Consider the following 25,121-nt stretch of genomic DNA (forward strand, 5'->3'; position numbering starts at 1 on the left):
AAACGCCCGGCGGCCTTCAGCCGCCGGGCGCCCCTATTCGGAGCGCCGCTTATGCTAGACTTTCTCGAATTCAAATCCATATCAAAAGGCTATCCAGGCGTTCAGGCCCTGTCCGATGTCTCTTTCTCCGTACGGAAAGGGACGGTTCATGGCCTAATGGGCGAAAATGGCGCCGGAAAATCCACCCTGATCCGCATTCTGTCCGGTGATCAGGCTGCCGATACCGGTGAGATCCACATCGATGGCGAACCGCAAGCTTACAAATCCGTCCGCGATGCTTTTCAGGCCGGTGTGATCGTCATCCACCAGGAACTGCAACTGGTCGCCGAACTGACCGTTGCCGAGAACCTCTGGCTCGGCCGTTTCCCGGCAAAAGCCGGCGTGCTCGACAGGCGCAAGCTGCTCGGTGTTGTGGCTGAAAAACTCACCGAGATGGGCATTGATGTCGATCCGGCGGCGAAAGTCGCCTCGCTGTCCATCGGCGAACGGCAGATGGTCGAAATCGCCAAGGCAGTTATGGTCGATGCGCGCGTTATCGCACTGGATGAACCAACCTCCTCCTTGTCTTCCCGGGAAAGCGAAATCCTGTTCTCGCTGATCGACCGATTGCGGGCGAACGGCACCGTCATTCTCTATGTCTCGCACCGTCTCGACGAGATCTTTCGCCTCTGCGACAGCCTGACGGTTCTGCGCGACGGCAAGCTTGCCGCCCATCATGCTGATATTTCTGCGGTGACGCGCGAACACATCATCGCCGAGATGGTCGGACGCGAAATCGCCAATATCTGGGGATGGCGGGGCCGGCCGCTTGGTGACACGCGACTGCAGGCCCGGAATATCACTGGCCCAAAACTCCTCCATCCCATTGATTTCACGGTGCGGAAAGGCGAGATCCTCGGCTTTTTCGGGCTGATCGGCGCTGGGCGTAGCGAAATGGCGCGGCTTCTGTATGGCGCCGATGCGCGCTCAACGGGCACGGTAATCGTCGATGGAGCAACCGTCACGGCTGATAGCCCCGCACATTCGATCCGCGCCGGCATTGTTCTGTGCCCCGAGGATCGCAAGTTCGACGGCATCATTCAGGGCCGGTCCATCGAAGAGAACATGGCGATTTCCTCGCGCCGGCACTTTTCGCCTTTCGGCCTGCTCAACCCAAAGAAGGAATGCGAGCTGGCCGAAACCTTTATCGCCAAGCTGCGCGTGCGCACACCGTCACGCAAGCAGGACATCATCAATCTGTCCGGTGGCAACCAGCAGAAGGTGATCCTTGGCCGCTGGCTTTCCGAGCAGGGCGTCAAGGTTCTGCTGATCGACGAGCCGACGCGCGGCATCGACGTTGGTGCCAAATCAGAAATCTACGAAATCCTCTATGAGCTTGCCGCACAAGGCATGGCAATCATGGTCATCTCCAGTGAACTGCCGGAGATCATGGGCATTACCGACCGGATCATCGTCATGTGCGAAGGCCGCATTGCTGCCGAGATTGAGCGACCTGATTTCGACGATCGGCGCATCTTGGCCGCTGCCCTGCCGGACGTTTCGAATTGCGCCGAACTTTCCATTCAACAGGTACAGAGCCGATGACATCCTTGAAAAAACTTCTTCTCGGCGAACAGGGACTGGTCGTCATTTTCGCTCTCGCTTTCGCGATCGTCTCGCTGTCGGTTCCCAATTTCCTGACCGAGCGCAACATGCTTGGCCTCCTGCAATCCGTGGTCACCATCGGCATCGTTGCCTGTACGATGATGTTCTGCCTGGCCTCCCGCGATTTCGACCTTTCCGTCGGCTCGACAGTGGCATTTTCCGGCATGATTGCCGTCATGGCGTCGAACGCCACCGGTTCGATCGTCCTCGGCTTGTTGGCAGCACTGGTCTGCGGCAGCTTCGTCGGCTTGGTCAACGGTGTCGTCATCGCCCGTTTTCGCATCAATGCGCTGATTACCACCCTTGCGACAATGCAGATCGTTCGCGGCCTGGCATTAATCTCCTCCGATGGTCGCGCCGTTGGTATCAATGATCCCGGCTTCTATCAGTTGGCCCTGTCAAAGTTCCTTGGTGTGCCGACGCCCATCTGGGTCATGGGCTTCCTCTTCCTTGCTTTCGGCTTTCTGCTCAACCGCACCGTCTTCGGTAAGAACACGCTGGCGATTGGCGGTAATCCGGAGGCATCGCGGCTGGCCGGCGTCAATGTCGCCCGTATGCGCATCTGGATCTTCATGCTGCAGGGACTGGTATGCGGCATCGCTGGCGTGCTGCTCGCTTCGCGGATCACTTCTGGTCAGCCGAATGCTGCGACTGGTCTTGAGCTCTCCGTCATTTCAGCCTGCGTTCTCGGTGGTGTTTCGCTGGCAGGCGGCCGCGCCGCCATGGCTGGAGTCATTGTCGGCGTGCTGATCATGGGCATCGCCGAAAACGTCATGAACCTCCTCAACATTCAGGCTTTCTACCAATATGTGGTGCGAGGACTGATCCTGTTGCTTGCGGTTCTGCTCGATAACCTGCGCTCCGTGGCTGCCGGCCGGCGTGGGTGAGCCGCGGATGGACGAGGGCGTTCTGCATCTGCGGAATGGCGATCTCTCGGTCGATGTGAGCCGCTTCGGCGGCTCGCTTCTGTCTGCAAGCTATCGTGGCATATTCTTCCTAAAGCCGACGCCAACGGCAGGTCTCGCTTCACGCTTGCTCGGAGCGGAGGCAAGCTTCCCGCTGGTGCCATATGGTAACCGGATCGAGGCGAATGCCTTCGATTTCGGTGGCAAGCGGTTTTTGATGCAGCCAAATACCGCCGATCCTTATTGCCTGCACGGCGACGGCTGGCTCGCCGAGTGGGAGGTCATATCACAAACCAGCAGCCTGGCAACGTTGCGTTATGTGCACTGTAGCGAGCCGTCCAGCCCTTACGCCTATGAGACGATCCAGACCGTGAAACTCGCGGACGATGGTGTGGCAATTTCGCTAAGCGTTGCTAATAAATCCGACATCCCCCTGCCGTATGGCCTCGGCTTCCATCCCTTCTTCCCTCGCACACCGCGAACACGGCTAAAGGCACAAGCCGGGCGATATTGGACTGAGCGGGCCGGGCATTTGCCTGACGTGTCCATTTCTGTACCCGAAGGACTGGATTTTGCGGCTTCACGGCCTCTCCCCGCGCACTGGATTAACAATGCCTTTGACGGTTGGAACGGCACGGCATGGATGGAATGGCCCGAGGACGGGCTGTGCCTCTCGCTCACCGCCGACAGCATCTTCAGGTGCTTCATGATTTATTCTCCGGATGCCCATGCCGACTTCTTCTGCTTCGAGCCCATGAGCCATCTGCCCAATGCTCACAACATGATCGCGAGCGGAGGGTTGGTGACGCTAATGCCCGAGCAAAACCTTGCCGGCAGCATGCGATTGCATCCTGCCGCGCTGCCGCCACCCATCCTTCATAAACATGAAGCCGAGCAACAGAATGCTCACCAACGTTTAGAGGTCGGTACAAGATGAGGTGTTGCCGCCCTCTCCAGACTGCATCGGTCTTTGTCATGGGGATTGTTAGAGACCCCCTAGTGCAACATACTTCAACTCCAGAAAGCCCTCTATGCCATACTTCGATCCTTCGCGCCCGGTACCGGACTGCTTGACGCCGCCAAAGGGCGCCATTTCATTGGCGATCATGCCGGTATTGACGCCGACCATTCCAGCTTCAAGCGCTTCCGCAACACGCCAAATACGAGCCATGTCTTTGGCATAGAAATACGAGGCGAGACCGAATTCGCTCTCATTAGCCATGGCAATGACGTCTGCCTCGTCCTTGAAGGAAATGATCGGCGCCAGCGGCGCAAAGGTTTCCTCCCTCGCCACCTTCATCGCCTGTGTCACGCCGGTCACGACCGTCGGCTCGAAGAATGTGCCGCCGAGGGCGCTGCGATTGCCGCCGGCAAGCACGGTCCCGCCCTTTGCGAGCACATCGGCGACATGCTCTTCCATTTTCGCCACTGCCTTCTCGTCAATCAGCGGCCCCTGGCTGACGCCGGCTTCGGTGCCGCGACCGAGCGCAAGACTCGAAATCTTGGCAAGGAGCTTTTCAGTGAAGGCGGCAGCAACACTCTCCTGTACGTAGATGCGGTTGGCGCAGACGCAGGTCTGGCCGGCATTGCGGAACTTGGAGATCATCGCCCCCTCTACGGCGGCGTCCAGGTCCGCGTCGTCGAAAACGATGAACGGCGCGTTACCACCTAACTCCAACGACAGGCGCTTGATGCCGTCCGCCGCTTCCTTCATCAGCCAACGTCCAACGCCAGTGGAGCCGGTGAAGGTGATCTTGGCGATCTTCGGATTGTGGCAGAACTCAAGCCCGATTGGCTTGGCCTCACCGGTCACAACAGAAAACACGCCCTTCGGTACGCCGGCTCGCTCGGCCAGAACCGCGAGCGCTAGCGCCGACAGCGGCGTCTGCGAAGCGGGTTTTAGGATCATGCTGCAGCCGGCGGCAAGTGCCGGGCCCGCCTTGCGCGTAATCATTCCGTTCGGGAAATTCCATGGCGTGATCGCTGCGCAGACGCCGACCGGTTGCTTCAGCACCAAGATGCGCTGGCTGGCATTGGGGCCGGGGATTACATCCCCGTCGATGCGCTTTGCCTCTTCCGCGAACCATTCGAGATAGGCGGCATTGGAGACGACCTCACCCCTCGCCTCCGCTAGCGGCTTGCCCTGCTCAGTCGTCAGGATCAGCGCCAGATCGTCGGCGTTTTCGATGATAAGCTCGTACCAGCGCTTGAGCACCTGCGCCCGCTCCTTGGCGGTGCGCTTTGCCCAGAGTTTTTGCGCGTCCGCCGCAGCATCGATCGCCTGTGCGACAACCGCCTGGCCGAGATCCGGCACATGGGCGATCAACGCTCCGTCGAAGGGGTCGGTCACTGCAAATGACTTACCATCGGGTGCTGTGATCCATTCGCCAGCGACGAAACTTTTGTCTGTCAGAAGGGCGGGGTCTCTGAGGGCAAGTGTGCGGCGCTCGGTCATGATACGTAATCTCCTATGATCTTGAATAGGGCGGGAATAGCCAGGGACAGGCCAGACATGAGAAGCAGGCCAAAGGCCATGCGGCGGATGGACAGGGCAGACAGCGGCGGTGGCCACCGTTTTGCAACGAAGGTCACGATCGCTACGACCGGAATACAGAGTAGCCCCCACCAGAAGCCGCTATGCGGTACAGCGCCGGCGGCTGCGACCATCGCGAGCCGGATTACGGCATTGACGGCAAAGACCGCCACCAGCGTCTCGCGGATGCTCACCGCCGGTAAAGGTTGCCGGTAGAGATGGTAGACCAGCGGAGGGCCGGCGGTGGAAAACAGGCCGCCCATGAGACCCGCAACTGCGCCGAAAAATACGAAAGACGCGCTGGACGAGCGCAGAGCCAGCGGCTGAGGCTTCAGTGCGAGCTGCAGGCTTGACGCAATGATGACGACGCCGAGCACAAGCTTCAGCCAGTCGATCGACGCCGATGCTATCACGTCCAGTAGCCAGTATCCGGCAGCAAGAGCGGCAAGGCTTGGAATGACGACCGGCCAGAACTCAGCCCAGGCGATATCGCGCCAGCCGCGGGCCAGAACCTGCGCGGCATTGACGAGCACCATGCAACTGGCGAGCACTGCTGCCTCCGGCAGCGGCATCAGCGAGAACAGCCCGATGCCGCCCATCAGGATCAATCCGAAGGCGAAACCGGTCAGGGTTTGCATATAGGCGGCAATGCCAGACAGCACCAGAAGCCCCGCAAGACCGGCAGCGTTCATCGCTACAGGCCTCGAAGTCCGGCAAACAGCGCCTCGTTTGCGCAGCCTGCCCGATAGAATACGGGCGGCTGCCCGAGCGGCGCGGCAATCCGAAGCTTCTCGCCGCCGGCAAAGGTTTCACCCGTCCAAGCGTGAACCCAAAACTCGCCCCGGGGCAGATAGACCACACGGTCCGCCTGCGCGGCCTCCCAGACCGGCGCGACCAACATGTCGGCACCGTAGAGGTAGCTATCCTGGATCGCATAGGTCTCGCGATCGTCCTGGTGATGCAGGAACAGCGGCCGCTGCGCCGGCAAACCCCGCGCAACCGCCTCATCGGACAGGGATTTAAGATATGGCGCAAGATGTGTGTAGATCTGCGTCATCCGGGCAAAGTGTGACAACACCTGCGGATCCTGATCGATCTGCACGTTTTCGCGCGGGCGATTTCCCTCGTGGCTGCGCATGACGGGCGTGAACGCCGCCATTTCGGCCCAGCGCATCAAAAGCTCCGGCGTGCGAACGTTGCCGAAGAGGCTCGTATAACCGCCGATGTCTGAATGGTGGTACGCATTGCCGAGCAGACCGGAAGACAGGGCAGCGCAGATGACGGTGACGAGCCCGTCGTGACGGGAAAAATCCACCGACTGGTCGCCGCCCCAAAGCAGCGGGCAATGTCTCTGAACACCCGTGAAGCCGGCACGCATGAAGAACAGCGCCTCACCGGTCTGGCCGCGGCTTGCAACCGCCTTCGCATTGACCTCGGCCCAGAGGGTTGGCCAAATGTTGTGCATCAGCTTGGCGTCGATGCCATTCGAAAGATGCACGTCGATCGGCAGATATTCGCCGAAATCAGCCATCCATCCGGAAAGCCCATAGTCCAGCATCTTCTTGCCGATGATGTCCTCGGCAAACCATTCCGCAGCAGCCTCGTTGGTGAAGTCCACAACGCCGCAATTGAACTCACCGAAATCCACGAGCGCGGTCTTGCCGGCCGCATCCGTCGCAAAATAGCCGGCCGCTTCGGCAATCTCAAACAGCGGGCCGTCGACGCAAAGATAAGGGTTCACATAGCCCAGGAACCGAATGCCGTCATCATTCAGCTCGGCAATCCTCTGACGCAGACCGGGATAACGATCCTCGTTGGCCTGCCAGTCCCAGAAAAGCCGAGCGCCGAAAGAGGTCTGGCGCAGACCCACCCAGTCTTCGCACCAGAGCGCCGATACAGCAACCCCGGCATCGCGCATCTTCTGAAGCCGTAAAAAAGAACTCTCCCCATCCTTGAGGCCGATGATCGCGCCGTTATAGATCCAATCGGGAAGCGGCGGCTGCCGGCCGAAACGGTCTGATAACTCCTCGACCAGTTCGACGAATGTCGGCGCGGCGAAAAGTTCGATCCGCTCAGGGATCGCCCAAACCTCAATCTCGTGAAAGGTTTTGCGACGGAAATCGAAGACGGAATAGGCCGGTGTCTCCACATGTAGCGCGTAGAGGGCTGAGGAAACATAGGTAGGCTGGGGATAGTTCGTGTTGAAATAATCTCCACCCGCCCGATCTTTGACGTTAGACTTGAAGGTGATCTCGCTGGTCCGATCGCGCCCGACGCCAGGCTCGGATGTCCACATCGGGAAACGGCGGCCGCGCATATCGAAATAGGACATCTGCTCGCCGCCGCCCCAGACGTGCTCTTCGGTATCAGCGACGACACGAATCCAGAGCCGATTGAGTAACGGGTCCATTGCTTCGAATTCGATGGAGCGTTCTGTGACTGTCAGCACCAGTCGGGGCTTCTGGCCGGGCTTTTCCGAAAGAGCGATCCGGTTTCCATCGACGTGCGCATGTGCAAGGCGGCTACGCTCGATGACATAATCCTCGATTTCGAAGTTGCCGCGATACATATCCATGCGCTCCTCCCCGATGCCAGCAAAGATGCATGGCGCACTTGTACTATGATCGAGGATCATCCGTCCGTTGATCGACAGCGTAAATCCGGTTTCCGTCTCTTCGAGTTTCATGGTTGTGTCTTTCAAGTCCTGCATCGTCGGGGTCAATTCTGGGTCAGGCCGGCATCGACGATGAAATTCGAGCCTGTGCAGCCGCCGCTCTCGTCCGAACCGAGAAACAGCGCCAAGCGCGCCACATGGGTCGCATCCAGCCTGAATTTCAGCGCCTGAAGGTCAATGAACTGTTGGTTCTGCTCCGGAGAGGTCCACAGATTCATTTGTCGCTCGGTCACGATCGCACCGGGTACGATGCAGTTGACCCGTATTCCGGAAGGGCCGAGTTCGCGGGCAAGCGTCTTCGTCATGCCATTGATGGCCGCCTTGGCCGTCGTGTAGCCGACCATACCCGGACGCCCACGCATCCAGGAAATCGAACCGAGCATGATGACCGACCCCGCCCCCTTCTCCGCCATGCGCCGGCTGACGGCCTGCGTGGCGAAGAACTGGTGATCGAGATTGAGCGACATCGCCCGGCGCCAACTCTCCGGCTCGACATCGGCCATCGCGTGACGATCGTCCTTGCCTGCATTGTTAACGAGCGTGTCGATACCGCCGCACGCCTGTTCAATCTCGGCGATGGCAACCCGCAAGGCTGTAATGTCAGTGATATCGCAGGTGGAAAAGGTGGCACCGGTTTCTGCAGCAAGCTTTCCCCCTTCGACCGCGTCGATATCGATGAAGGAGACATTCGCGCCCTGCACCGAAAATGCCTTGACCATTTCAGCGCCGATCCCCGAAGCGCCGCCGGTGATCAGCACGGTACGGCCCTGAAGAGATGCATAGCGGACAGTGTCATAGGTGGATGGCATGGATCAGGCTTCCGGATTAAAAAGAGGTTTTTGCAACCCAGCGACATCGGTACGCATGGCATAAAGGCCGCCCGACAGAGGGAATGCTTCAAGCTCTGCATCGGAGCGTCCGACACTGGCGCTGGTGCAAAACAGCGTGCGCATATCCGCACCGCCGAAGCTGACCATTGTCGGGCATTTGACTGGCACCGGATACTCAGCCAGCAAGGCGCCGTTCGGGTTGTAGCGCTGTACCCGCCCGCCCTCGAACAGCGCCGTCCAGTAGCAGCCTTCGAGATCAACCGCGCCGCCATCCGGGCGACCCTTGTCAGTGTCGCTGCCGAACCGGGCGAAGACCTGCCGGTTGGATGCGGTCCCGGTTTTCGGTGCGTAATCATACGTGTAGAGCGTGTAGCGAAGCGTATCGGCGTGATAGAGGCGGCTTCCGTCGGGCGAGAACGCGACACCGTTGGACGTCAGGAGACCACCGGCCAATTTCGCCAGTCCGTTGCGGTCATACCGGTAAAGTGCTGCAATGCCTTTTTCGCGGCTTTCATCGACGGTTCCGGCAATGAACCGGCCCATCGGATCGACCATGCCGTCGTTGAAGCGGCTGATCTCCTGATCCTCGGGATTGTCGGCCAGCTTGCGAAACGGCCTGCCATCCGCATCGACCAGCCAGATTCCCGACCGCAGGCCCGCGACGAATCCGCCGCCTTCGGCAAGACCGATGCAGCCAACCTCCTCTGAAAGTTCGAGGGTCTTCAAATCGCTCGTCGCAGGGTCGAAACGATGGATGCTGCAGCGTTTGATGTCGACGAAATACAACACCTGCTCGGCCGCCGACCACAAGGGACATTCGCCGAGAGCCGTCTTTGCGTCGAAAACGAGGTTGAAGCCGGTTTGCACGAAAATATCCTCAGTAGGCAGCGGCTGGTGCCGCAACCGGAGCCGCCTGTCCCTTCAGGGCGCCGAGCCAGTCGTTGGCGCGACCGGTCATCATTGCGATGTCAGAAGCGATGGCTGCGAAATCGTAGCCGTATCCAAGGAAGCGCTTCACCATATCGGGATTGGGACCGACGATGCCCACCGGCTTGCCGGCAGCGCGCGCGTCCTTCGCCGCCTTCTCGATCAGTGCTTGCACTTCGGGGTGGGCGATATTGCCGATATGGCCCATGGCGGCGGACAGGTCGCCCGGACCGACAAACAGCGCATCGATACCATCGATGGCCGCGATCTCCGGCAGCCGCTCGATCGCCTCAGGTGTTTCAAGCTGGACAATGGTGCAGACCTCGTCATTCGCGCGCTTCAGATAGTCCGGGATCGTGCCGAATTTCGATGCGCGATGAACGGCGGCAACGCCCCGAATGCCCTGCGGCGGATAGCGGGTGTAGGACGCGGCCGCGCGCGCTTCCTCGGCGGTTTGCACGAAGGGGAGCATGACGGTGCGGGCACCTGCATCGAGCACGCGCTTGACCAGAACCTGATCGTTCCAGGCAAGCCGTACTACCGCCTCGGCCGGCGTGCAGCCGATGGCACGCAGTATCCCTGCGACATCCGAGACCTCGACCGGGACATGTTCCATATCGACGACAAGGAAATCGAAGCCGGCATAACCGAGCGCCTCGGCCGTTGCAGGTGCCGCGGCCATCAGCCATGTACCGAGTGGTGTTGCCCGGTCTTTTTCTGCAAGCCATGCCTTGAAAGGGTTTGTCAGGCTCATTGTCGTCTCCTCAATAGATCGCGGGATCCGGCACGACGGCCGTTCCGCTTAGAAAGTCAAAGTCGCAGCCTTGGTCGGCTTGGCTCACATGCTGCTGGTAAAGTGCCGCAAAAGACCGCTGGTAGACCCGCGGGGAGGGTTTCCACTCGGCCCGTCGGCGGGCGATTTCCGGCTCATCGACCTTCATGTTGATGGTCCCGGCCGCTACGTCGAGTTCGATCAGGTCGCCGGTCTTCAACAGTGCCAGTGGTCCGCCGATGGCGGCCTCGGGCGAAACGTGCAGAATGCAAGTGCCGTAGTGCGTGCCGCTCATGCGGCCATCGCAGATGCGCACCATGTCGCGCACTCCCTGCTTGAGCAACTTCTTTGGGATGGGCAAATTACCCCATTCCGGCATCCCGGGCGCACCGACTGGACCGGCATTGCGCAGAACAATCACCGTATCCTCGGTGATATCCAAATCAGGGTCGTCCAGGGTTTTGTTCATGACGCCGGGATTGTCGAAGACGATGGCCGGGCCGACATGTTTCAGGAATTTCGGATTTGCCGCAGAGGACTTCATCACCGCGCCGTTCGGCGCCAGATTACCGCGCAAAACTTCCAGCGTCTTGCCGCGCGACAGGGGCACTACCGGATTGTCCTCATCGCGAATGACATCATCGTTCCAGCACTCCGCCCCGGCGATGTTTTCGCCAAGCGTATGGCCATTGACGGTCGGCCGGGTGAGATCGAGATGACGTGAAAACTTGTTCAAAAGCGCGAGGAGACCGCCGGCGAAGTAGAAATCCTCCATGAGGTATTCGCCCGAGGGAAACACGTTGACAGCGACAGGAACCCTGCCGGCCATCGCCGCCATGTCGTCGAGCGACAGATCGACCCCGGCCCGGCGCGCCATGGCAACCAGATGAACGGCCGCATTGGTGGACCCACCGAGCGCCATGTAGGCGACGAGGCCGTTCTGGAAGCTGGCCTTGTCGAGAATGTCGGACGGTTTCAAATCCTCCCAGACCATCTCGACGATCCGCACGCCGCATAAGGATGCCATACGCGGATGGCCGGAATCCGTCGCCGGGATCGACGACGCGCCGGGCAACGTCAGCCCCATCGCATCGACGATCGAGGTCATAGTCGAGGCCGTGCCGATAGTGTTACAGGTGCCCGCCGAGCGGGTCATCCGGCTTTCGAGATCGACCCAGTCGTCCTGCGTGATGTTGCCGGCGCGCAGCTCGTCCCAGTATTTCTTGGTGTGAGTGCCTGCCCCGGTTTTGATTCCACGCCACTGGCCGTTCGACATCGGCCCGGCAGGGCAATAAATTATAGGAATGTCCATCGAGATCGCGCCCATCAGCAGCGCCGGCGTGGACTTATCGCAGCCGCCAAGCAACACAGCTCCATCGACCGGATGCGAACGCAAAAGCTCCTCGCATTCCATCGCCAGAAAATTGCGGTAGAGCATGGTGGTCGGTTTGACCATGACTTCGCCGACGGAGAGCGCGGGCATCTCGACCGGATAGCCGCCGGCCTGCCAAACGCCACGCTTTACCGCCTCCGCCCGATCGCGCAAGTGGGCGTGGCAGGGGCTCATCTCGCTCCAGGTGTTTATGATACCGATCACCGGCCGGCCCATGAATTCGTCCCGACGCATACCCATCTGCTGAGTGCGCTGCCGGTGGGCAAAGCCGCGCATGTCGTCGGAGGCGAACCAGCGCTGGCTGCGCAGTTCCGAAAGATCGCGTCTCTTCTTCACGTCGCTCATCCCTTGATGCCGCCCGCTGTCAGGCCGGAGACGACGCGCTCCTGGAAGATGACAATGAGGATGGCCACCGGTACGATCCCGACGACCAACGCTGCAGAGATCACCGGCCAGGGGAAGGCAAACTCGCCCTGATAGAGCTGGATGCCGACCGGCAGAGTGCGCAACGACGGATTGGAATTGAAGGACAGCGCCAGCAGGAATTCGTCCCACGCGTTGACGAATGCAAGGATCCCCGCCGTGAACACGCCCGGCGCGCAAAGCGGCACCACCACCTTGAACAGCGCTCCCATGCGCGTACAGCCGTCGATCATCGCGGCATTCTCCAGATCGCGCGGAATGCCCTCGAAGAAGGAGACCAGCATCAGCGTGCAGACGGGCAGGCTCAGCACCGTGTAGGGTAGGATCAGCGCCGTCCAGCTATTCAAAAGATTGAGCGTCCGCATGATTTCGAACAGCGGCACCAGCAGTGTCACCAGCGGAAATGTCGAGACCGCGATAATTAGCGACAGGATTAGCCCGCGATAGGTCAGGTTGAGCCGGGCGAGCGCATAGGCTGCCAGTACCGAGACGAGCAGCGTCAGCGCGGTCGAAAGCAGCGCCACCATGAAGCTGTTGAAGAGGAAAACATGCAACGGCTGGTCGGAAAAGGCCTGCACATAGTTCTGCACGGTTGGGGCATGCGGAATCCAGGTGATCGGCTTGGCGGTCAGCTCGCCCTCGGTCTTGAGCGAGGTGAACAGGATCCAGAGCGCCGGGAACATGCCGTTCACCAGAAGAATGCCGGCGGCGATGAACCGCAACGGCTTGCCGGACAGTAAGGATGTCGAACCGGGGGCGGCTAGCGTGCTCATGGCGATTACTCCTTGGTCCGGATCATGCGGAGATAGACGGCCGTCACGCACATCGACAGCGCGAACATGACGACGGCGAGCGCAGATCCGTAGCCGAGATCGAGAAAGGACACGGTGTTCTGGTGGATGTACATGGCAAGCGTCGAGGTGGACGTGCCCGGTCCGCCACCCGTCATCATGTAAGGAATGTCGAAGGTCTGCAGAGCGGTGATGGTGCGGAAGATCAATGCAACGACGATCGATGGTTTCAGCAGCGGCAGGGTGATTTCGAAAAACTGCCGTAGACGCCCGGCGCCGTCCACGTCCGCTGCTTCATAGAGCGAGCGCGGGATGGTTTGCAGGCCTGCAAGGATGATCAGCGCCATGAAGGACGACGTCTTCCAGATGATGGTGAGACAGATCGCGGCAAAGGCCCAGTTCGGCGAGTTGAACCAGATGATGCCCTCGAACCCGAAACGGTTCAGCACGTCGTTGACGACGCCATACTCCGAATGGAAAAACCAGGCGAAGATCAGACCGGCGAAGGACAGCGGCAGCGCCCATGGGATCAACAGCGACAGGCGGACGGGCCACTGCATCGCAAACGGAAGGTTCGCCATGAGCGCAAGGCAAAGCCCGACCAGCAAAGCGCCAGGAACAGTGATCAGCGTGATCAGGACCGTGTTCCAGGTGGTTTCCCAAAAGACCGGATCGTCGATCATCAACCGGTAGTTTTCCAGCCCCACGAACTCAGCCGGCAACCCCGATGTCAGGGACAGGCTGAAAAGACTCGTATAGGCCAGCCGGCAGACCGGATAGACGATGATCAGCGCGAGAAGGATCGCGGCCGGCGCCAGAAGCAGCACGGCCAGCGAACGGTCGCTGAGATCGAGCCAGCGTGTCCAGCCTGCAGGCGGGGCCTCCTGTATGTCCGTTGCCTTGAATGTGGTTGTCGTCGCCATGGTTTCGTTCCGAAACGTTGAGAGGTCTGGACGGCAAGGCCTATTCCTTGCCCGGCACCGCCGAAAGGCAGCTCGTCACATCTCTTGAGAAGGTCTCCCCTCCCCGCAGCGCAAGGAGGGGATTGAGCAAGGAGTTAAGGGCTCCTCACCGCAGGATGCGCTTCAGGCGTGCCTCGATCTGGTCGGCGCCATCTTCCGGCGACGTGACGCCTGCGAGAACCGCGTTGACGGTGGTGCGGATAACCTCGCTGACTTCGTTGTAGCGCGGCGTCACTGGGCGCGGCTTGGCGGTTTGAACCACCTGCAGCGCATTGGCAAACCACGGCGCACTCTTCGTCACCTCTGCGTCCTGATAAAGACTGGCATAGGTCGGCAGCAGCGAGGCATTGATGGCCATGAACTTCGAAACGTCCTCAGACGACAGATATTCGACCAGCTTCTTGGCCTCGTCCTGGTGCTCGGAATATGCGGACACGCCCCATTCCCAGCCGCCGAGGCAGGTCGCCTGCTCGCCACCCGTCATCGCCGGCAGCTTGGCAACGCCAACCTTGCCGGCAACTGCGGATTCAGCACCTTGCGACTGCGCCCAGGCATAGGACCAGTTGACCGCGAAGATCACGTTGCCGGCCTGGAACTCCTTGCGCGTATCGTCAGTGCCGACTTCGGCGATGTTCTTCTTGGCAACGCCTTCGTCGGCAAAGCTCTTCCAGAGGCTGAGCGACTTGATGGCCGCATCGCGATCGAAGGTAAGGCGACCGTTGTCGGTCAGCATCTTGCCCTGGCTCCAATAAGGCAAAAGGAAGGTGCAGACCGCACCCTCGATCGCCTTGCCTTGGAAGGACAGGCCCTGCAGATTGGCATTGCCCTCGCCTTCGGCAATTTTCTTGGCAGCCACCTTTAATTCGTCCCAAGTCTTGGGCGGCTCGATGCCGTACTTTTCCAGAAGATCCTTGCGGTAGTAAAGAAATTGAGAGTCAGCGAAAGCCGGAAGCGCGATCACCTTGCCATCGACTGTGTTGGCGCCCGCATAGGCTGGCAGGTAGGAGGCCATGTCCTTATCCGCGAAATCGCTGGTCCAACCGGCAGCGGCAAATTGCGCGGGGCGGATAACGTCGAGGATGAGGACGTCGAGCGAGGTATCCTTGGCCGACATCACAGTATTCAGATACTGTGCCTGCGCTTCGGACGTGTTGCCCCCGGTCTCGATCTTGACCTTCACGTCGGGATTGGCCGCTTCATACTTGTCGAGCGCCTTGCGCCAGACGTCCGGCTGGTGCTGGCTGGAGATATAGACGTTCAGCGCCGTTTGCGCCGAAGCCGGCATCGCGAAAGCCAGCATCGTGCCGCAAAGTAATGCACCGGATAAATTCTTAAAGGTCATGATTTTCCTCCCTTTGGGTGTTTGGTCGCGCGGCCTTGGCATCCTCCCCGCGCGGGGTCGTCAATGGACGGCGCGTTCAGTTGCGGCGTCGAAAAGATGTATTTTCGCGGGATCCACGCCGATCTGCAGCGTTTCGCCGGCCTTGACGCGCGTTTCGGGCGGCATCCGGGCGGTCAGCGTCTCGTTGCCGACGGCGAAATGGAGCAGCGTATCGGATCCAAGCGGCTCGACGACCTGAACGTGACAGGTCAGCGAGACCTCGGACGGGTTCGCGGTGAAATGCTCTGGTCGGATTCCAACGATGAAATCCCGGCCCTTGTCAGTGCGAGCCTGGATCGCCGACATAGGCAAACGGTCTCCATTGGCAAATAACAGATTGCTGCCATCAGCCTTGGCTCTCGCAAAATTCATCGCAGGCGACCCGACGAAACCACCGACGAAGACACTGGCCGGACGGTTGTAGACCTCGTCCGGCGTCCCCACCTGCTCGATCTCTCCACCGCGCAGGATGACTATCCTATCGGCGAGCGTCATAGCCTCAACCTGATCGTGCGTAACGTAGATGATCGTCGTGCCGATCGTTTGATGCAGCTTCTTGATTTCGGTGCGGACCTGGCCGCGCAATTTGGCATCCAGATTGGACAGCGGCTCATCGAAGAGAAACACTTTCGGACGGCGCACGATGGCGCGACCCATGGCGACGCGCTGGCGTTGACCGCCAGACAGCTGGCCCGGCCGGCGATCCAGCAGATGGGAGATACCCAACATATTGGCCGCCTCATCGACCCGTGCCGCAGCCTCTCCTGCGGCAATCCCACGCACTTTGAGGCTAAACCCCATATTTTCCCGAACCGTCTTATGCGGATAGAGCGCGTAATCCTGGAAGACCATGGCGATATCGCGATCGCGCGGCGCCAACCGGTTGACGACACGATCGCCAATCATGACCTCGCCGCCCGTGATCGTCTCCAGACCGGCCACCATGCGCAAGGTGGTCGACTTCCCACAGCCCGAAGGACCGACGAAAACCACGAACTCGCCGTCGGCGATCTCCAGATCAATTCCCTTGACGATCCGAAGGGCGCCGTAACTCTTGTCCAGCGCCCGCAGGCTCACTCCCGCCATTTCAACCTCCCGAAAGCGGCAACCCATCCAGTGCCGATCGCTATTTGTTGCGGATATAATAGCGCTACGATTTAAGTTTGGCAAGCGGGCGCTCTAAAATCACCCCGCTGAGGCGCTGAAGAACCCCGATCAAAACCGATTATCAACTGGAAAATCAAGATACTCCAGTTAAATTGGCCTTTTGCGGAAAGGAGGAATTGTCCGGTGGAAAACCATGCGTTATGATGCCCGTAAATAATAGCGCTATTATATAGACAGGAAGAATGTTGAATACCGGACGAACCGCGAAGCCGACGCGCAAACGCCGCAAGATGCAGCGCGTGACCATGATGGACGTTGCGACGCGGGCCCAGACATCACCCTCCACGGTCTCCCTTTATCTGCGAAAGCCGGATGCGGTTTCAGCCGCGGCAAGTGAGGCGATCGCCAAAGCAATAGAGGCGCTCAATTACGTACCTAACCTCATGGCCGGCGGCCTTGCGGCCGCCTCATCGCGCGCAGTCAGCATCATTGTGCCTTCTGTCCGCAATGCCTTTTTTGCCGAAACCGTGGCCACGATGCAGGCTGAACTCGGAAAGGAGCGGCTACAGGTCATGCTCGGCCATACTGAATACAGCGAGCGCGAGGAGGAAAACCTTGTGCGCATGGCGCTCTCCTGGGCACCCGCTGCAATCGTTCTGACGGGGCTTTCCCACAGCAACGCCACCAGAAAGCTCTTGCGCGAAAGCAGCGTTCCGGTCGTCGAAATTTGGGAGCTTGGCTCTGAGCCCATCGAGATGGCCGTCGGCTTCCACCACGAACAGGTCGGGCGCTCGGCCGCCGCACATCTCGTGCAGCGAAATCGCCGCAAACTCGTCTTTCTCGGCGCCCGCTTGCAAGAAGACCAAAGGGCGACACACCGTGCCGAGGGATTTGTGGAGGAAGCCCGCAAAACCGCAGGCGTCACCGCCGAGATCATCCAGCATCCCGCGCCGTCAAGCGCCGAAGTGGGCGCGATGTTGCTCGGCGAGACAATGCGAAAATTTCCGCAGGTGGACGGCATTGCCTGTTCCAACGACCATGTGGCGTTGGGCGTGATCTTCGAATGCCAGCGGCTTGGGATCGACATTCCCGGTCAGCTTTCGATTGTCGGTTTCGGCGATCTCAGCTTCAGTGCCGCGTCCAATCCCTCGCTCACCACCATACGCCCGCCAGGCGATCTTATCGGAACCGAGGCCGCGCGCCTGATCTTAGAGCGCATCGCTCACGGCCCCGAGAGGACGCCCATTATCATCGATACCCGCTTCACGCTGCTTCACCGCCAAAGCAGCTAAGCGATGACAATTCACCGAGCGCTGTCACTTCGCTTCGAAAATTGACCTACTGAACGGGGAAAACGCGAACGTGCCTTTCGTTCCTACTCAAGGAACGGCTGCTACCAGAGACATTTGCGCCGGAGACAGAGCCGTTAGAGAAATGCTGCGCAAGAATGCGCCGACAGGACCGGAGAGATCCCTTCATGACCACCGCCTGCGAAGTAAGCTGGTTTTCCGCGCTTTGTGACGACGATTACGAGTTCCTCGGGGTTCCGGATCCGAGGCTTCAATCGAGCTTCGAACACTGTCGCGATATCGTCCTGCAGGCCGAAAGCGGTGGCTTCGACAATGTTTTGCTGCCTTCCGGCTATGCCTTGGGCATCGATACGACATCCTTTGCGTCGGCTATGGCCGCGCTAACCCGCAGGATCAAACTCCTGATGGCGGTTCGCATCGGCGAAAACTGGCCACCGCAACTGGCACGCCAGATCGCCACTATCGACCGCATCGCCAATGGCCGCTTGTCGATCAACATCATCTCCAGCGAGATGCCGGGCGAAACCCTTCCGAGCGGCCCGCGCTATGCCCGCACCATCGAGGCGATGTCGATCCTGCGCACGCTGCTTGACGGAAAGCCGCTCGATCACGATGGCGCGTTCTGGAAGCTGAAGATCGATCCGCCGCGGGTCGCTCCGCTGTTGGGACGCTGCCCGCAGCTTTATTTCGGCGGCCTGTCGGAGGACGCCCGCGACGCAGCAGCCGAAGGTGCCGATATCTATTTGATGTGGCCGGATCGGATGGAAACCGTCCGTGCCACGATCGCCGATCTTCGCTGCCGAGCAGAAAAGCGCGGCCGCGCGCTCCGGTTCGGCTACCGCGTGCATGTCGTCGTGCGCGAAACCGAGGCCGAAGCACGACTGGCTGCCGATCGCCTACTGTCAAAACTCGATGACGCCACTGGAGCGGTCATCCGGGCGAAATCACTCGACAGCCAGTCGGTTGGCGTCCGGCGCCAGGCCGAACTGCGCGAACAGGCCGGCAACGAGGGCTATGTGGAGGACAACCTCTGGACTGGTATCGGCCGCGCACGTTCCGGCTGCGGTGCAGCGATCGTTGGCGATCCCGATCAAGTTCTAGCAAAACTGCAGGCGTATCGCGCCGAGGGTATAGAGGCTTTCATTCTGTCGGGCTATCCGCATGCGGCTGAGGCAGATCTGTTCGCGCGCCACGTTCTGCCGCGCTTGCACCACGGGCCGCTTTGACAGGTCTCGCCTTGATCCAATTAGAACTGAAGATCCTGATGTTTCTTTCCGTCTTTATTAGATTTTCTAACTAAAGCATTCACTTGGCCCATCTGAAATGGCTGATTTGGGCCGTGAAGGGACCAGCAAGTTTCGGAGCGGGAAGGTCAAATAGCGGCCCTTCCTGCAGGCGGCCTGGCCATGGCCGTTGCCGACACGGATCCGTGATAACGTCTTTGGTGGTGGTCTTACCACGGCATCGATGAACGGTGCGTTCTGGGCTAGATATTCCTCCATGCCGCTCTCGTTTGTCGACTCCAACTCTAGCTTCAGGCTTTGATATCCGCGCCGCAATTCGTCATCCTTCGCGGCCATCCGGGCCGGCGTTTTTCCGAGTGCCTCGACGATCTCCCCGTTGGCCTTGCCGGCAGCGATCAGGCTCGGAATATCGGCTCGCGCGGCGTCAGGGGATCCAATGTCATGATCGCCCGGCAGCTTCCAGAATGAGCTTGGTGATCTCATTTGGATGCGAAATGAGAGACAGATGGCTGGATTTGAGTTCGATGGCTTTAGCGCCCATGCGTTTGGCCATGAAACGCTGCAGGTCTGGATTTATCGTCCTATCTTGCGTCGAAACGGCGTAGTAGCTTGGCTTGGAACGCCAAGCAGCGTTTGAGGTTTTGCCGGTGAGCAACGCCTTTTGGAATGGTTGTTGAACGGCATAGAGAACCCTCGCCCTTGCCTCGGGAAGATCGCCCCCGAAGTCGCGCAGGAACGCTTCTTCCGTCAGCCGTCCTTCGTCGCCGTCGAAGACAATGCCCGCGGTTGCGGGTGGTGTCGGGTAGATTTTTGCCAAAGCTGCATAGTCCTCACCTGCATCCGGTGCTCGGGCAGCGACATAAACCAGTGAAGAGACGTTCGTATGTACGCCTGCTTCGGTGAGGATCATCCCCGAAAAGGAGTGGCCGACAAAGACAGTCGGACCGTCCTGCCGGTCGAGGATGCGCCGGGCGGCCGCCACGGCATCGGGCAGCGTGGTCAGCGGGTTCTGTACCGCCGTGCAGTTTAGGCCCTTCGCTTGCAGCCGGGTGATAACCTCGGCCCAGCATGATCCGTCGGCGAAAAGTCCATGCACCAGAACGACATTGCGCGCGTTTGGAGGCGTGTGTGTGGCGGCCAGGCCGGCATGTGTCGCAACAAATGACGTGGCAGCACCGACGAGCAAAGTTTTCGAAAATGTGCGTCTGTTCATCATCATGAATCTCCATCGTTTGCGAAGCTGTAGAATTATTTGAATCCGGTCCGAAGCGCATCTCAGATTGACATGCCGCCAGAGACCTCGATGCGTTGGGCATTGACCCAGCGGTTGTCCTCAGAGAGCAGCGAGGCAATCATCGGACCGATATCGTCGGGCAGGCCGGCGCGGCCCAGCGCCGTCATTTCGGCGACACGCTGGTTCAGATCCGGATTGTCGCGCACCATACCGCCGCTAAAGTCGGTCTGGATGGCGCCAGGCGCGACGACATTGACGGCGATGCGTCGCGGTCCCAGTTCCTTTGCCATGTACCGGGTCAACACCTCGACCGCTCCCTTCATCGCACCGTAAGCAGCACTGCCAGGAACGATGATGCGAGTCAGGCCGCTCGACAGGTTGACGATCCGGCCGCCGTCGTTGATCAGCGGCAAAAGCTTCTGCGTCAGGAAGAAAACGCCCTTGAAGTGCACATTGTAAAGCAGATCCAGTTCATCTTCCGTCGTCGCCTCGATGCTGTTGTGGTGCGAGGTTCCGGCATTGTTGACGAGGTAGTCGAAGCGCTCGGCGCCCAGATCGGCAAGCGCCCGATTTACGGCGTCGACGAAAGGGTCGAAACCGTGGGCGTCGCCGGTGTCGAGCTTGAGGGCAATGGCGTTGGCGCCGGCTTCAGCAACCAGGGCCACGACCTTTTCGGCTTCCGCCCTGCTGGAATTGTAGGTGAGGATCGAGTCGACACCACGTCTGGCAAGGTTGAGCACGGTGTTGCGGCCCAGCCCGCGGCTGCCGCCGGTGACGATTGCGATTTTGCGTTCAGAATTCTGTGTCATCGCCGTTCTCCTTTGATTGATGACGGTGAACATAAGAGGGCGAAGCACGGGCGAACATGCCGGAACCGGCTTCTTTCTTGCCTGATCCTGCCTCCGGCGTTAATGTGGAATTCCAGATTTTCGGGGAATCCGATTGAGCACTCTTTCGATATTGCATGATGCCGTCGTCGCCGCGTTTGCGGCTCATGGAAACAAGAGCCCCTATTTCACCGCGATCGACGGACTGGCCTTGCTCCGATCGTTCTCCGAGCGGCATCCGAACCACCTGATCCACCGGCCGGCGCTCTGCATCGTGGTGCAGGGCGCGAAATGGACGACGTTCGGCGAACGGAGGCTCCACTATCGCACCAGCCAGGCCATGGTCGTCAGCGTCGAGATGCCTGGTGCAAGCCAGGTGGTGCACGGCGCGCCGGATGCGCCCTATCTCAGCGCCGTCATCGAACTCGACCAGGCAATCCTACGCGAAGTCTATGAAAGTATGGAGGCGCCGCCCACTCCGGCCTCCGACGGGCATGCCGCCGCCTTCGTTATGGAGCTCAACGAGGCGATCCTCGGCTGCGCCGCCCGTGCCGTCAGCCTGCTTGGCGAGCAGCAGGCAATCCCGCTGCTCTATCCCGGCGTCAAGCGCGAACTCTGCTACCGCCTGCTGGCCGGGCCACATGGCGCTGTCTTCGCCCGCATGGTCGTCGGCGCGGAGCGAAACCGGCGTCTGGTCGAAGCGATCCACGCATTGCGGGGCAATTTCGACAAGCAGGTGCGCGTCGATGATCTTGCCGCGCTCGCCGGCCTGAGCCCGACAGCCTTCCATCGTCAGTTCAAGGCAATGACCGCAATGACGCCGGTGCAGTTTCAAAAGCAGATCCGCCTGATGGAGGCGCGTCGGCTGATGTTGTCGCGCGAAATGTCGGCGGAAACGGTCGCCTTTGAGGTGGGCTATGCCAGCCCCTCACAGTTCAGCCGGGAATATGCCCGGCTGTTCGGGGCTCCGCCACGCCGAGACATCGGAAAGCTTCTGTCGGCCTGACTGTTTCAGCGCGCACGCTGAAACAAGCGCATGACGGCTCTGGAGGCGCATAGCGGTGCGGCAGCAATCTCCAAGAAGAGCACACCTATGTTGACACGTGCGGCCCCGCTTTGCGCGAGGCCGCACGCTCTCAGATCTCAATATGTTCCGCTAATTCCAACGCATCCTCAATGTCCACTCCTAAATACTTGACGGTATTTCGATCTTAGGGTGGCCGAGGAGGATTTGGATCGCGCGAAGATTTCCTGTTGCCTTGTAAATCATTGCGGCTTTGGTGCGCCGAAGCGAGTGCGTGCCGTAGTCGTCGCGTCGTAGACCAATTGCGGTCACTGGTCGATGCGACTGGGAAAGGCGTAGTCATCAACTGTTCCACCTCTCCTTTCGAGCCACGCAAGCAGACTTGCCCTCACGTCCGCCGTGATTTCGAACTGCACCGGACGGCCGGTCTTTTGCTGGATGACCATGGAACGGCTTCGAATTTCCGCTCCTGTCACGAGACTTCCGATTTTCATTTTCACGAGATCGCAACCACGGAGTTTGCTGTCGATTGCGAGGTCGAACAACGCGCGATCGCGCATGCGTCCCTCCCGGTCGAGGAAAAAGCGGATCGCCCAAATCTGGCGCTGTTTCAGCGGCTTCTTGACGCCGACCTTTCGGCCGGCGTTCCACGCCGGACGGCCCAGTGCGGTAGGATCGTATTGTGCAATTCCCATTTCATTCTTCCTTCGGCCTGCATTGGCCGTTAGGAGAATGCATGGGCTCAGGGTTGCCTGGGCCGTCTCCGGACTAACTGCTCTTGGAGTGCACAATGCGAAAGCGGTTATGCGACCGGCTTGCGCTAATGGTCGAAGTTGACCCATTGGGTACGCGCGCCCTCTGCAGTGCTCACGATGCCCGGGCTTTCTCGGACTTTCATTGCGCAGGAAGTTGGTCTTTTCAGCATCCTTTCGAATGCAAGTAGCCCACGGCGATCTCGCGCAGCCGGTCTCTGCCAAACGCCAGTCCATGACCTCCGTGAGCGAGATCAACGTCAAGCTCTGCCAAGCGTTTCATGGTGGCTTTGTAGGCTTCGATATTGCATCCCGGCAAATTATCCACGAGGCCCCCCTCGTATATGGCGTCCCCGCTAAAAAATTCCCCCGTCCTCTGGTCGAGCAGGCCGATGGAACCGGGAGAATGGCCGGGAAGATGCAGAACCGTGTAACAGGCGCCGCCGATATCGATGACGTCGTTCTCCGCCAAAATCCTGGTGAGAGGTGCCGGCGAAATTTTGTAGGATTCCAACGTCATCCCCGTGGGCGCTATTGCGGTCAGGGCGTTCGGCTGATTGCGGAAATAATCGGCGAGCGTGTGCGCATCCGGCATAAGCGCGAAAGCCCCGGCTTCGACTGCGTGGCCAAGCCGCGCCTCGAACTCGTGGAACGAGCCGACATGATCGACGTGAACGTGAGTCGCTACCGCGAGAACGGGTTTACCCAAATGAATATCTAACACGCCCCCGAGATTGGCGAGGCCCATGCCGAAATCAATGACGAGGTCGGCATCCTTGCCGACGACATGGAACATGTTGGCCTGGAAGAACCTATGGACATGAGGCTCCCAAATGCGGGTTATCCGGTCCGAGATTTTTTCCTTTGAAAACCAGTTCGAGTTGGTCAAGATGGCCTCGTTCAATGCAGCAGCTTGCCGAGGAAGCGCTTTGTGCGCTCGTGCGTCGGTGCGGAAAACAGGATGTCGGGCTTGTTGCGCTCGATGATCTGGCCGCCATCCATAAAGACCACCTCACTCGCAACCTCGCGCGCGAAATTCATCTCGTGGGTGACGCAGACCATCGTCATGCCGTCGGCGGCGAGCGAGATCATAGTGTCCAGCACCTCCTTGACCATTTCAGGATCAAGCGCCGACGTGGGCTCGTCGAACAGCATGATGCTGGGGTTCATGCAAAGGGCGCGCGCGATGGCGACGCGCTGCTGCTGGCCGCCGGATAGCTGGCCCGGATATTTATCGGCCTTTTCCGGAATATGCACCCGTTCCAAGTATTTCATTGCGATCTCGGTCGCCTGCTTCTTCGGCAGCTTGCGCACCCACCGCTGGGCGACCGTGCAGTTTTCCAGAACAGTCAAGTGCGGGAAGAGGTTGAAATGCTGGAAGACCATGCCCACGTCGCTTCGAACGCGGTCAATGCGCTTGAGCTGATTGGTGAGCTCGATGCCGTTGACGACGATCGAACCTTCCTGGTGGACTTCCAGACGGTTCATGCAACGGATGAGCGTCGACTTTCCGGAGCCGGACGGGCCGCAGATCACGATGCGCTCCCCCTTGTTCACCGTGAGATCAATGTTCTTCAGGACCTTGAAAGCGCCGTACCATTTGCTGACGCCAGCCACCTGGATTGCAGCCTGCGGACCCGGCTTCGGGAAATCGGTCTTCGTCATTTGCGTGTTCATATCCAACTCGTGGGTGAAACGGGGATTAGCGATAGCCGCGCGAGAGAAAATATTCGATGCGGTTCTGGGCGAACGTGAGCACCGAGACGATGGCGAGATAGTAGACGAGCGCTGCGCCATACCATTCGAGAAACCGAAAGCTCGTCGCGATGGCGAACTGCGAGACGGTCATCAGTTCCTTGAGGGAGATCACGGTCGCAAGCGACGTGGTTTTCAAAAGCGAGATGAATTCATTCATCAGCGCCGGAACCGCGATCCGCAGGGCCTGCGGCATCGTGATGACCAGAAAGATCTGCCAGCGATGCATGCCGAGCGCTGCGGCCCCTTCCTGTTGCCCACGACCGACTGCAGCAAATGCGCTGCGCAGGATTTCCGCCAGATAGGCGATCTGGATGAGTGAGAGCGCCAGGAATGCAGCAACGAAAGGTGTAAACCACCCGGCGCGGAAGATTTCCGAGATCTGCGGCAATCCATTCCAAACGAACAGCAGCACGAGTAGCGCGGGTGCACCGCGGAAAAGCCAGACGTAGAGCGTCACCAGCCAACGGACCGCCGGTCGCGGCGAGCCGGCCAAGGAGCCGAGTGCCATGCCGAACACGAGGGACACGACCATGACGCACAGCGAAAGGCCTATCGTCAGGAGTGCCCCCTTAAATAGGGGGGCACTGAGGATCGCCTGCAGGAAGAGGTCAAATTGGAACACTTTGTAAC

Annotated in this window: 23 protein-coding genes and 1 pseudogene; 6 read left to right on the top strand and 18 right to left on the bottom strand. The window is 59.8% G+C overall.

The genetic code is table 11. The annotated features are described in order from the left end of the window. The first annotated feature begins 51 nt into the window (after positions 1–51). From araG to ACP7BS_RS08925, 3 genes are read left to right on the top strand one after another with little or no spacing between them, the layout of a single operon-like run. Positions 52–1,584, top strand: coding sequence for an L-arabinose ABC transporter ATP-binding protein AraG (gene araG / locus ACP7BS_RS08915; protein WP_426237695.1), 1,533 nt, complete (start codon positions 52–54; stop codon positions 1,582–1,584). Next, on the top strand, positions 1,581–2,531 hold the full coding sequence (araH, locus tag ACP7BS_RS08920) for an L-arabinose ABC transporter permease AraH (protein WP_426230356.1): 951 nt from the start codon (positions 1,581–1,583) through the stop codon (positions 2,529–2,531). The genes araG and araH overlap by 4 nt, the downstream gene beginning before the upstream one ends. Positions 2,532–2,538: 7 nt before the next feature. Next, complete coding sequence (locus tag ACP7BS_RS08925; protein WP_426237697.1) at positions 2,539–3,486, top strand: aldose 1-epimerase; 948 nt, start codon at positions 2,539–2,541, stop codon at positions 3,484–3,486. A gap of 48 nt (positions 3,487–3,534) precedes the next feature. Here the strand turns inward: ACP7BS_RS08925 and ACP7BS_RS08930 are convergent, their stop codons facing one another. The 11 genes from ACP7BS_RS08930 to ACP7BS_RS08980 all read right to left on the bottom strand — a co-directional run bounded on the left by ACP7BS_RS08930 (position 3,535) and on the right by ACP7BS_RS08980 (position 16,321). Continuing rightward, a complete protein-coding gene (locus ACP7BS_RS08930) occupies positions 3,535–5,004 on the bottom strand; it encodes an NAD-dependent succinate-semialdehyde dehydrogenase (RefSeq protein ID WP_426237699.1) in 1,470 nt (489 codons plus the stop codon). Then, positions 5,001–5,774, bottom strand: a complete 774-nt coding sequence (locus tag ACP7BS_RS08935) for a TSUP family transporter (RefSeq protein ID WP_426237701.1) — start codon at positions 5,772–5,774, stop codon at positions 5,001–5,003. Before ACP7BS_RS08935 ends, ACP7BS_RS08930 begins: the two co-directional genes overlap by 4 nt. 2 nt (positions 5,775–5,776) lie before the next feature. Then, complete coding sequence (locus ACP7BS_RS08940; RefSeq protein WP_426237703.1) at positions 5,777–7,768, bottom strand: alpha-glucosidase; 1,992 nt, start codon at positions 7,766–7,768, stop codon at positions 5,777–5,779. 32 nt (positions 7,769–7,800) lie between these two features. Then, entirely contained in the window at positions 7,801–8,565 is a 765-nt protein-coding gene (locus tag ACP7BS_RS08945) for an SDR family NAD(P)-dependent oxidoreductase (protein ID WP_426237705.1), read from the bottom strand. Between the two features lie 3 nt (positions 8,566–8,568). Then, positions 8,569–9,453, bottom strand: coding sequence for an SMP-30/gluconolactonase/LRE family protein (locus ACP7BS_RS08950; RefSeq protein WP_426237707.1), 885 nt, complete (start codon positions 9,451–9,453; stop codon positions 8,569–8,571). 10 nt (positions 9,454–9,463) lie between these two features. Next, entirely contained in the window at positions 9,464–10,267 is an 804-nt protein-coding gene (locus tag ACP7BS_RS08955) for an HpcH/HpaI aldolase family protein (RefSeq protein ID WP_426230363.1), read from the bottom strand. Positions 10,268–10,277: 10 nt separating this feature from the next. Beyond that, positions 10,278–12,023 carry an L-arabinonate dehydratase gene (gene araD / locus ACP7BS_RS08960; protein WP_426237709.1) on the bottom strand — a complete coding sequence of 582 codons (1,746 nt, stop codon included), beginning with the start codon at positions 12,021–12,023 and terminating at the stop codon, positions 10,278–10,280. Then, complete coding sequence (locus ACP7BS_RS08965; protein ID WP_426230365.1) at positions 12,020–12,874, bottom strand: carbohydrate ABC transporter permease; 855 nt, start codon at positions 12,872–12,874, stop codon at positions 12,020–12,022. The genes araD and ACP7BS_RS08965 overlap by 4 nt, the downstream gene beginning before the upstream one ends. Before the next feature lie 5 nt (positions 12,875–12,879). Beyond that, entirely contained in the window at positions 12,880–13,815 is a 936-nt protein-coding gene (locus ACP7BS_RS08970) for a carbohydrate ABC transporter permease (protein ID WP_426230366.1), read from the bottom strand. Positions 13,816–13,960: 145 nt separating this feature from the next. Next, positions 13,961–15,196: an ABC transporter substrate-binding protein gene (locus ACP7BS_RS08975; RefSeq protein WP_426237711.1), complete on the bottom strand. Its 1,236-nt coding sequence runs from the start codon at positions 15,194–15,196 to the stop codon at positions 13,961–13,963. A 60-nt stretch (positions 15,197–15,256) separates the two neighbouring features. Continuing rightward, on the bottom strand, positions 15,257–16,321 hold the full coding sequence (locus ACP7BS_RS08980; RefSeq protein ID WP_426230368.1) for an ABC transporter ATP-binding protein: 1,065 nt from the start codon (positions 16,319–16,321) through the stop codon (positions 15,257–15,259). Between the two features lie 329 nt (positions 16,322–16,650). Here ACP7BS_RS08980 and ACP7BS_RS08985 point away from each other — a divergent pair, with 329 nt between their 5' ends. Then, on the top strand, positions 16,651–17,634 hold the full coding sequence (locus tag ACP7BS_RS08985; RefSeq protein WP_426238056.1) for a LacI family DNA-binding transcriptional regulator: 984 nt from the start codon (positions 16,651–16,653) through the stop codon (positions 17,632–17,634). A 185-nt stretch (positions 17,635–17,819) separates the two neighbouring features. Further along, positions 17,820–18,878, top strand: coding sequence for an LLM class flavin-dependent oxidoreductase (locus ACP7BS_RS08990; protein WP_426237713.1), 1,059 nt, complete (start codon positions 17,820–17,822; stop codon positions 18,876–18,878). A gap of 66 nt (positions 18,879–18,944) precedes the next feature. Here the strand turns inward: ACP7BS_RS08990 and ACP7BS_RS08995 are convergent, their stop codons facing one another. From ACP7BS_RS08995 to ACP7BS_RS09005, 3 genes are read right to left on the bottom strand one after another with little or no spacing between them, the layout of a single operon-like run. Further along, positions 18,945–19,379, bottom strand: coding sequence for a hypothetical protein (locus tag ACP7BS_RS08995; protein ID WP_426238089.1), 435 nt, complete (start codon positions 19,377–19,379; stop codon positions 18,945–18,947). Beyond that, positions 19,336–20,115, bottom strand: coding sequence for an alpha/beta fold hydrolase (locus ACP7BS_RS09000; protein ID WP_426237714.1), 780 nt, complete (start codon positions 20,113–20,115; stop codon positions 19,336–19,338). The genes ACP7BS_RS08995 and ACP7BS_RS09000 overlap by 44 nt, the downstream gene beginning before the upstream one ends. A 56-nt stretch (positions 20,116–20,171) precedes the next feature. Beyond that, entirely contained in the window at positions 20,172–20,939 is a 768-nt protein-coding gene (locus ACP7BS_RS09005) for an SDR family NAD(P)-dependent oxidoreductase (protein WP_426230373.1), read from the bottom strand. 133 nt (positions 20,940–21,072) lie between these two features. Between ACP7BS_RS09005 and ACP7BS_RS09010 the strand changes: the two genes are divergently transcribed. Next, on the top strand, positions 21,073–21,963 hold the full coding sequence (locus ACP7BS_RS09010) for an AraC family transcriptional regulator N-terminal domain-containing protein (protein ID WP_426230374.1): 891 nt from the start codon (positions 21,073–21,075) through the stop codon (positions 21,961–21,963). A gap of 130 nt (positions 21,964–22,093) precedes the next feature. Here the strand turns inward: ACP7BS_RS09010 and ACP7BS_RS09015 are convergent. The 4 genes and pseudogenes from ACP7BS_RS09015 to ACP7BS_RS09030 all read right to left on the bottom strand — a co-directional run bounded on the left by ACP7BS_RS09015 (position 22,094) and on the right by ACP7BS_RS09030 (position 25,113). Continuing rightward, positions 22,094–22,676 (bottom strand): annotated as a pseudogene (locus ACP7BS_RS09015) (tyrosine-type recombinase/integrase). Positions 22,677–22,899: 223 nt separating this feature from the next. After that, positions 22,900–23,622, bottom strand: a complete 723-nt coding sequence (locus ACP7BS_RS09020) for an MBL fold metallo-hydrolase (RefSeq protein WP_426230375.1) — start codon at positions 23,620–23,622, stop codon at positions 22,900–22,902. A gap of 11 nt (positions 23,623–23,633) precedes the next feature. Continuing rightward, a complete protein-coding gene (locus tag ACP7BS_RS09025) occupies positions 23,634–24,410 on the bottom strand; it encodes an amino acid ABC transporter ATP-binding protein (protein ID WP_426230376.1) in 777 nt (258 codons plus the stop codon). Positions 24,411–24,435: 25 nt separating this feature from the next. Further along, the gene (locus ACP7BS_RS09030; protein WP_426237715.1) at positions 24,436–25,113 is read right to left on the bottom strand and encodes an amino acid ABC transporter permease; all 678 of its coding nucleotides are present in this window, start codon (positions 25,111–25,113) and stop codon (positions 24,436–24,438) included. Between the last annotated feature and the right edge of the window lie 8 nt (positions 25,114–25,121).

The organism is Pararhizobium sp. DWP1-1-3 (assembly GCF_049896125.1).
Classification (GTDB): domain Bacteria; phylum Pseudomonadota; class Alphaproteobacteria; order Rhizobiales; family Rhizobiaceae; genus Pararhizobium.

Bases quoted from the DNA above. Each gene is read 5' to 3' on its own strand.
- ACP7BS_RS08995 (WP_426238089.1), bottom strand. From the start codon at position 19,379: ATGAGATCACCAAGCTCATTCTGGAAGCTGCCGGGCGATCATGACATT.
- ACP7BS_RS09025 (WP_426230376.1), bottom strand. From the start codon at position 24,410: ATGAACACGCAAATGACGAAGACCGATTTCCCGAAGCCGGGTCCGCAG.
- ACP7BS_RS08980 (WP_426230368.1), bottom strand. From the start codon at position 16,321: ATGGCGGGAGTGAGCCTGCGGGCGCTGGACAAGAGTTACGGCGCCCTT.
- ACP7BS_RS08935 (WP_426237701.1), bottom strand. From the start codon at position 5,774: ATGAACGCTGCCGGTCTTGCGGGGCTTCTGGTGCTGTCTGGCATTGCC.
- ACP7BS_RS08955 (WP_426230363.1), bottom strand. From the start codon at position 10,267: ATGAGCCTGACAAACCCTTTCAAGGCATGGCTTGCAGAAAAAGACCGG.
- ACP7BS_RS09000 (WP_426237714.1), bottom strand. From the start codon at position 20,115: ATGATGATGAACAGACGCACATTTTCGAAAACTTTGCTCGTCGGTGCT.
- ACP7BS_RS08990 (WP_426237713.1), top strand. From the start codon at position 17,820: ATGACCACCGCCTGCGAAGTAAGCTGGTTTTCCGCGCTTTGTGACGAC.
- araG (WP_426237695.1), top strand. From the start codon at position 52: ATGCTAGACTTTCTCGAATTCAAATCCATATCAAAAGGCTATCCAGGC.
- ACP7BS_RS08940 (WP_426237703.1), bottom strand. From the start codon at position 7,768: ATGAAACTCGAAGAGACGGAAACCGGATTTACGCTGTCGATCAACGGA.
- araD (WP_426237709.1), bottom strand. From the start codon at position 12,023: ATGAGCGACGTGAAGAAGAGACGCGATCTTTCGGAACTGCGCAGCCAG.
- ACP7BS_RS08930 (WP_426237699.1), bottom strand. From the start codon at position 5,004: ATGACCGAGCGCCGCACACTTGCCCTCAGAGACCCCGCCCTTCTGACA.
- ACP7BS_RS08965 (WP_426230365.1), bottom strand. From the start codon at position 12,874: ATGAGCACGCTAGCCGCCCCCGGTTCGACATCCTTACTGTCCGGCAAG.
- araH (WP_426230356.1), top strand. From the start codon at position 1,581: ATGACATCCTTGAAAAAACTTCTTCTCGGCGAACAGGGACTGGTCGTC.
- ACP7BS_RS08925 (WP_426237697.1), top strand. From the start codon at position 2,539: ATGGACGAGGGCGTTCTGCATCTGCGGAATGGCGATCTCTCGGTCGAT.
- ACP7BS_RS08945 (WP_426237705.1), bottom strand. From the start codon at position 8,565: ATGCCATCCACCTATGACACTGTCCGCTATGCATCTCTTCAGGGCCGT.
- ACP7BS_RS08970 (WP_426230366.1), bottom strand. From the start codon at position 13,815: ATGGCGACGACAACCACATTCAAGGCAACGGACATACAGGAGGCCCCG.
- ACP7BS_RS08975 (WP_426237711.1), bottom strand. From the start codon at position 15,196: ATGACCTTTAAGAATTTATCCGGTGCATTACTTTGCGGCACGATGCTG.
- ACP7BS_RS09005 (WP_426230373.1), bottom strand. From the start codon at position 20,939: ATGACACAGAATTCTGAACGCAAAATCGCAATCGTCACCGGCGGCAGC.
- ACP7BS_RS08985 (WP_426238056.1), top strand. From the start codon at position 16,651: ATGGACGTTGCGACGCGGGCCCAGACATCACCCTCCACGGTCTCCCTT.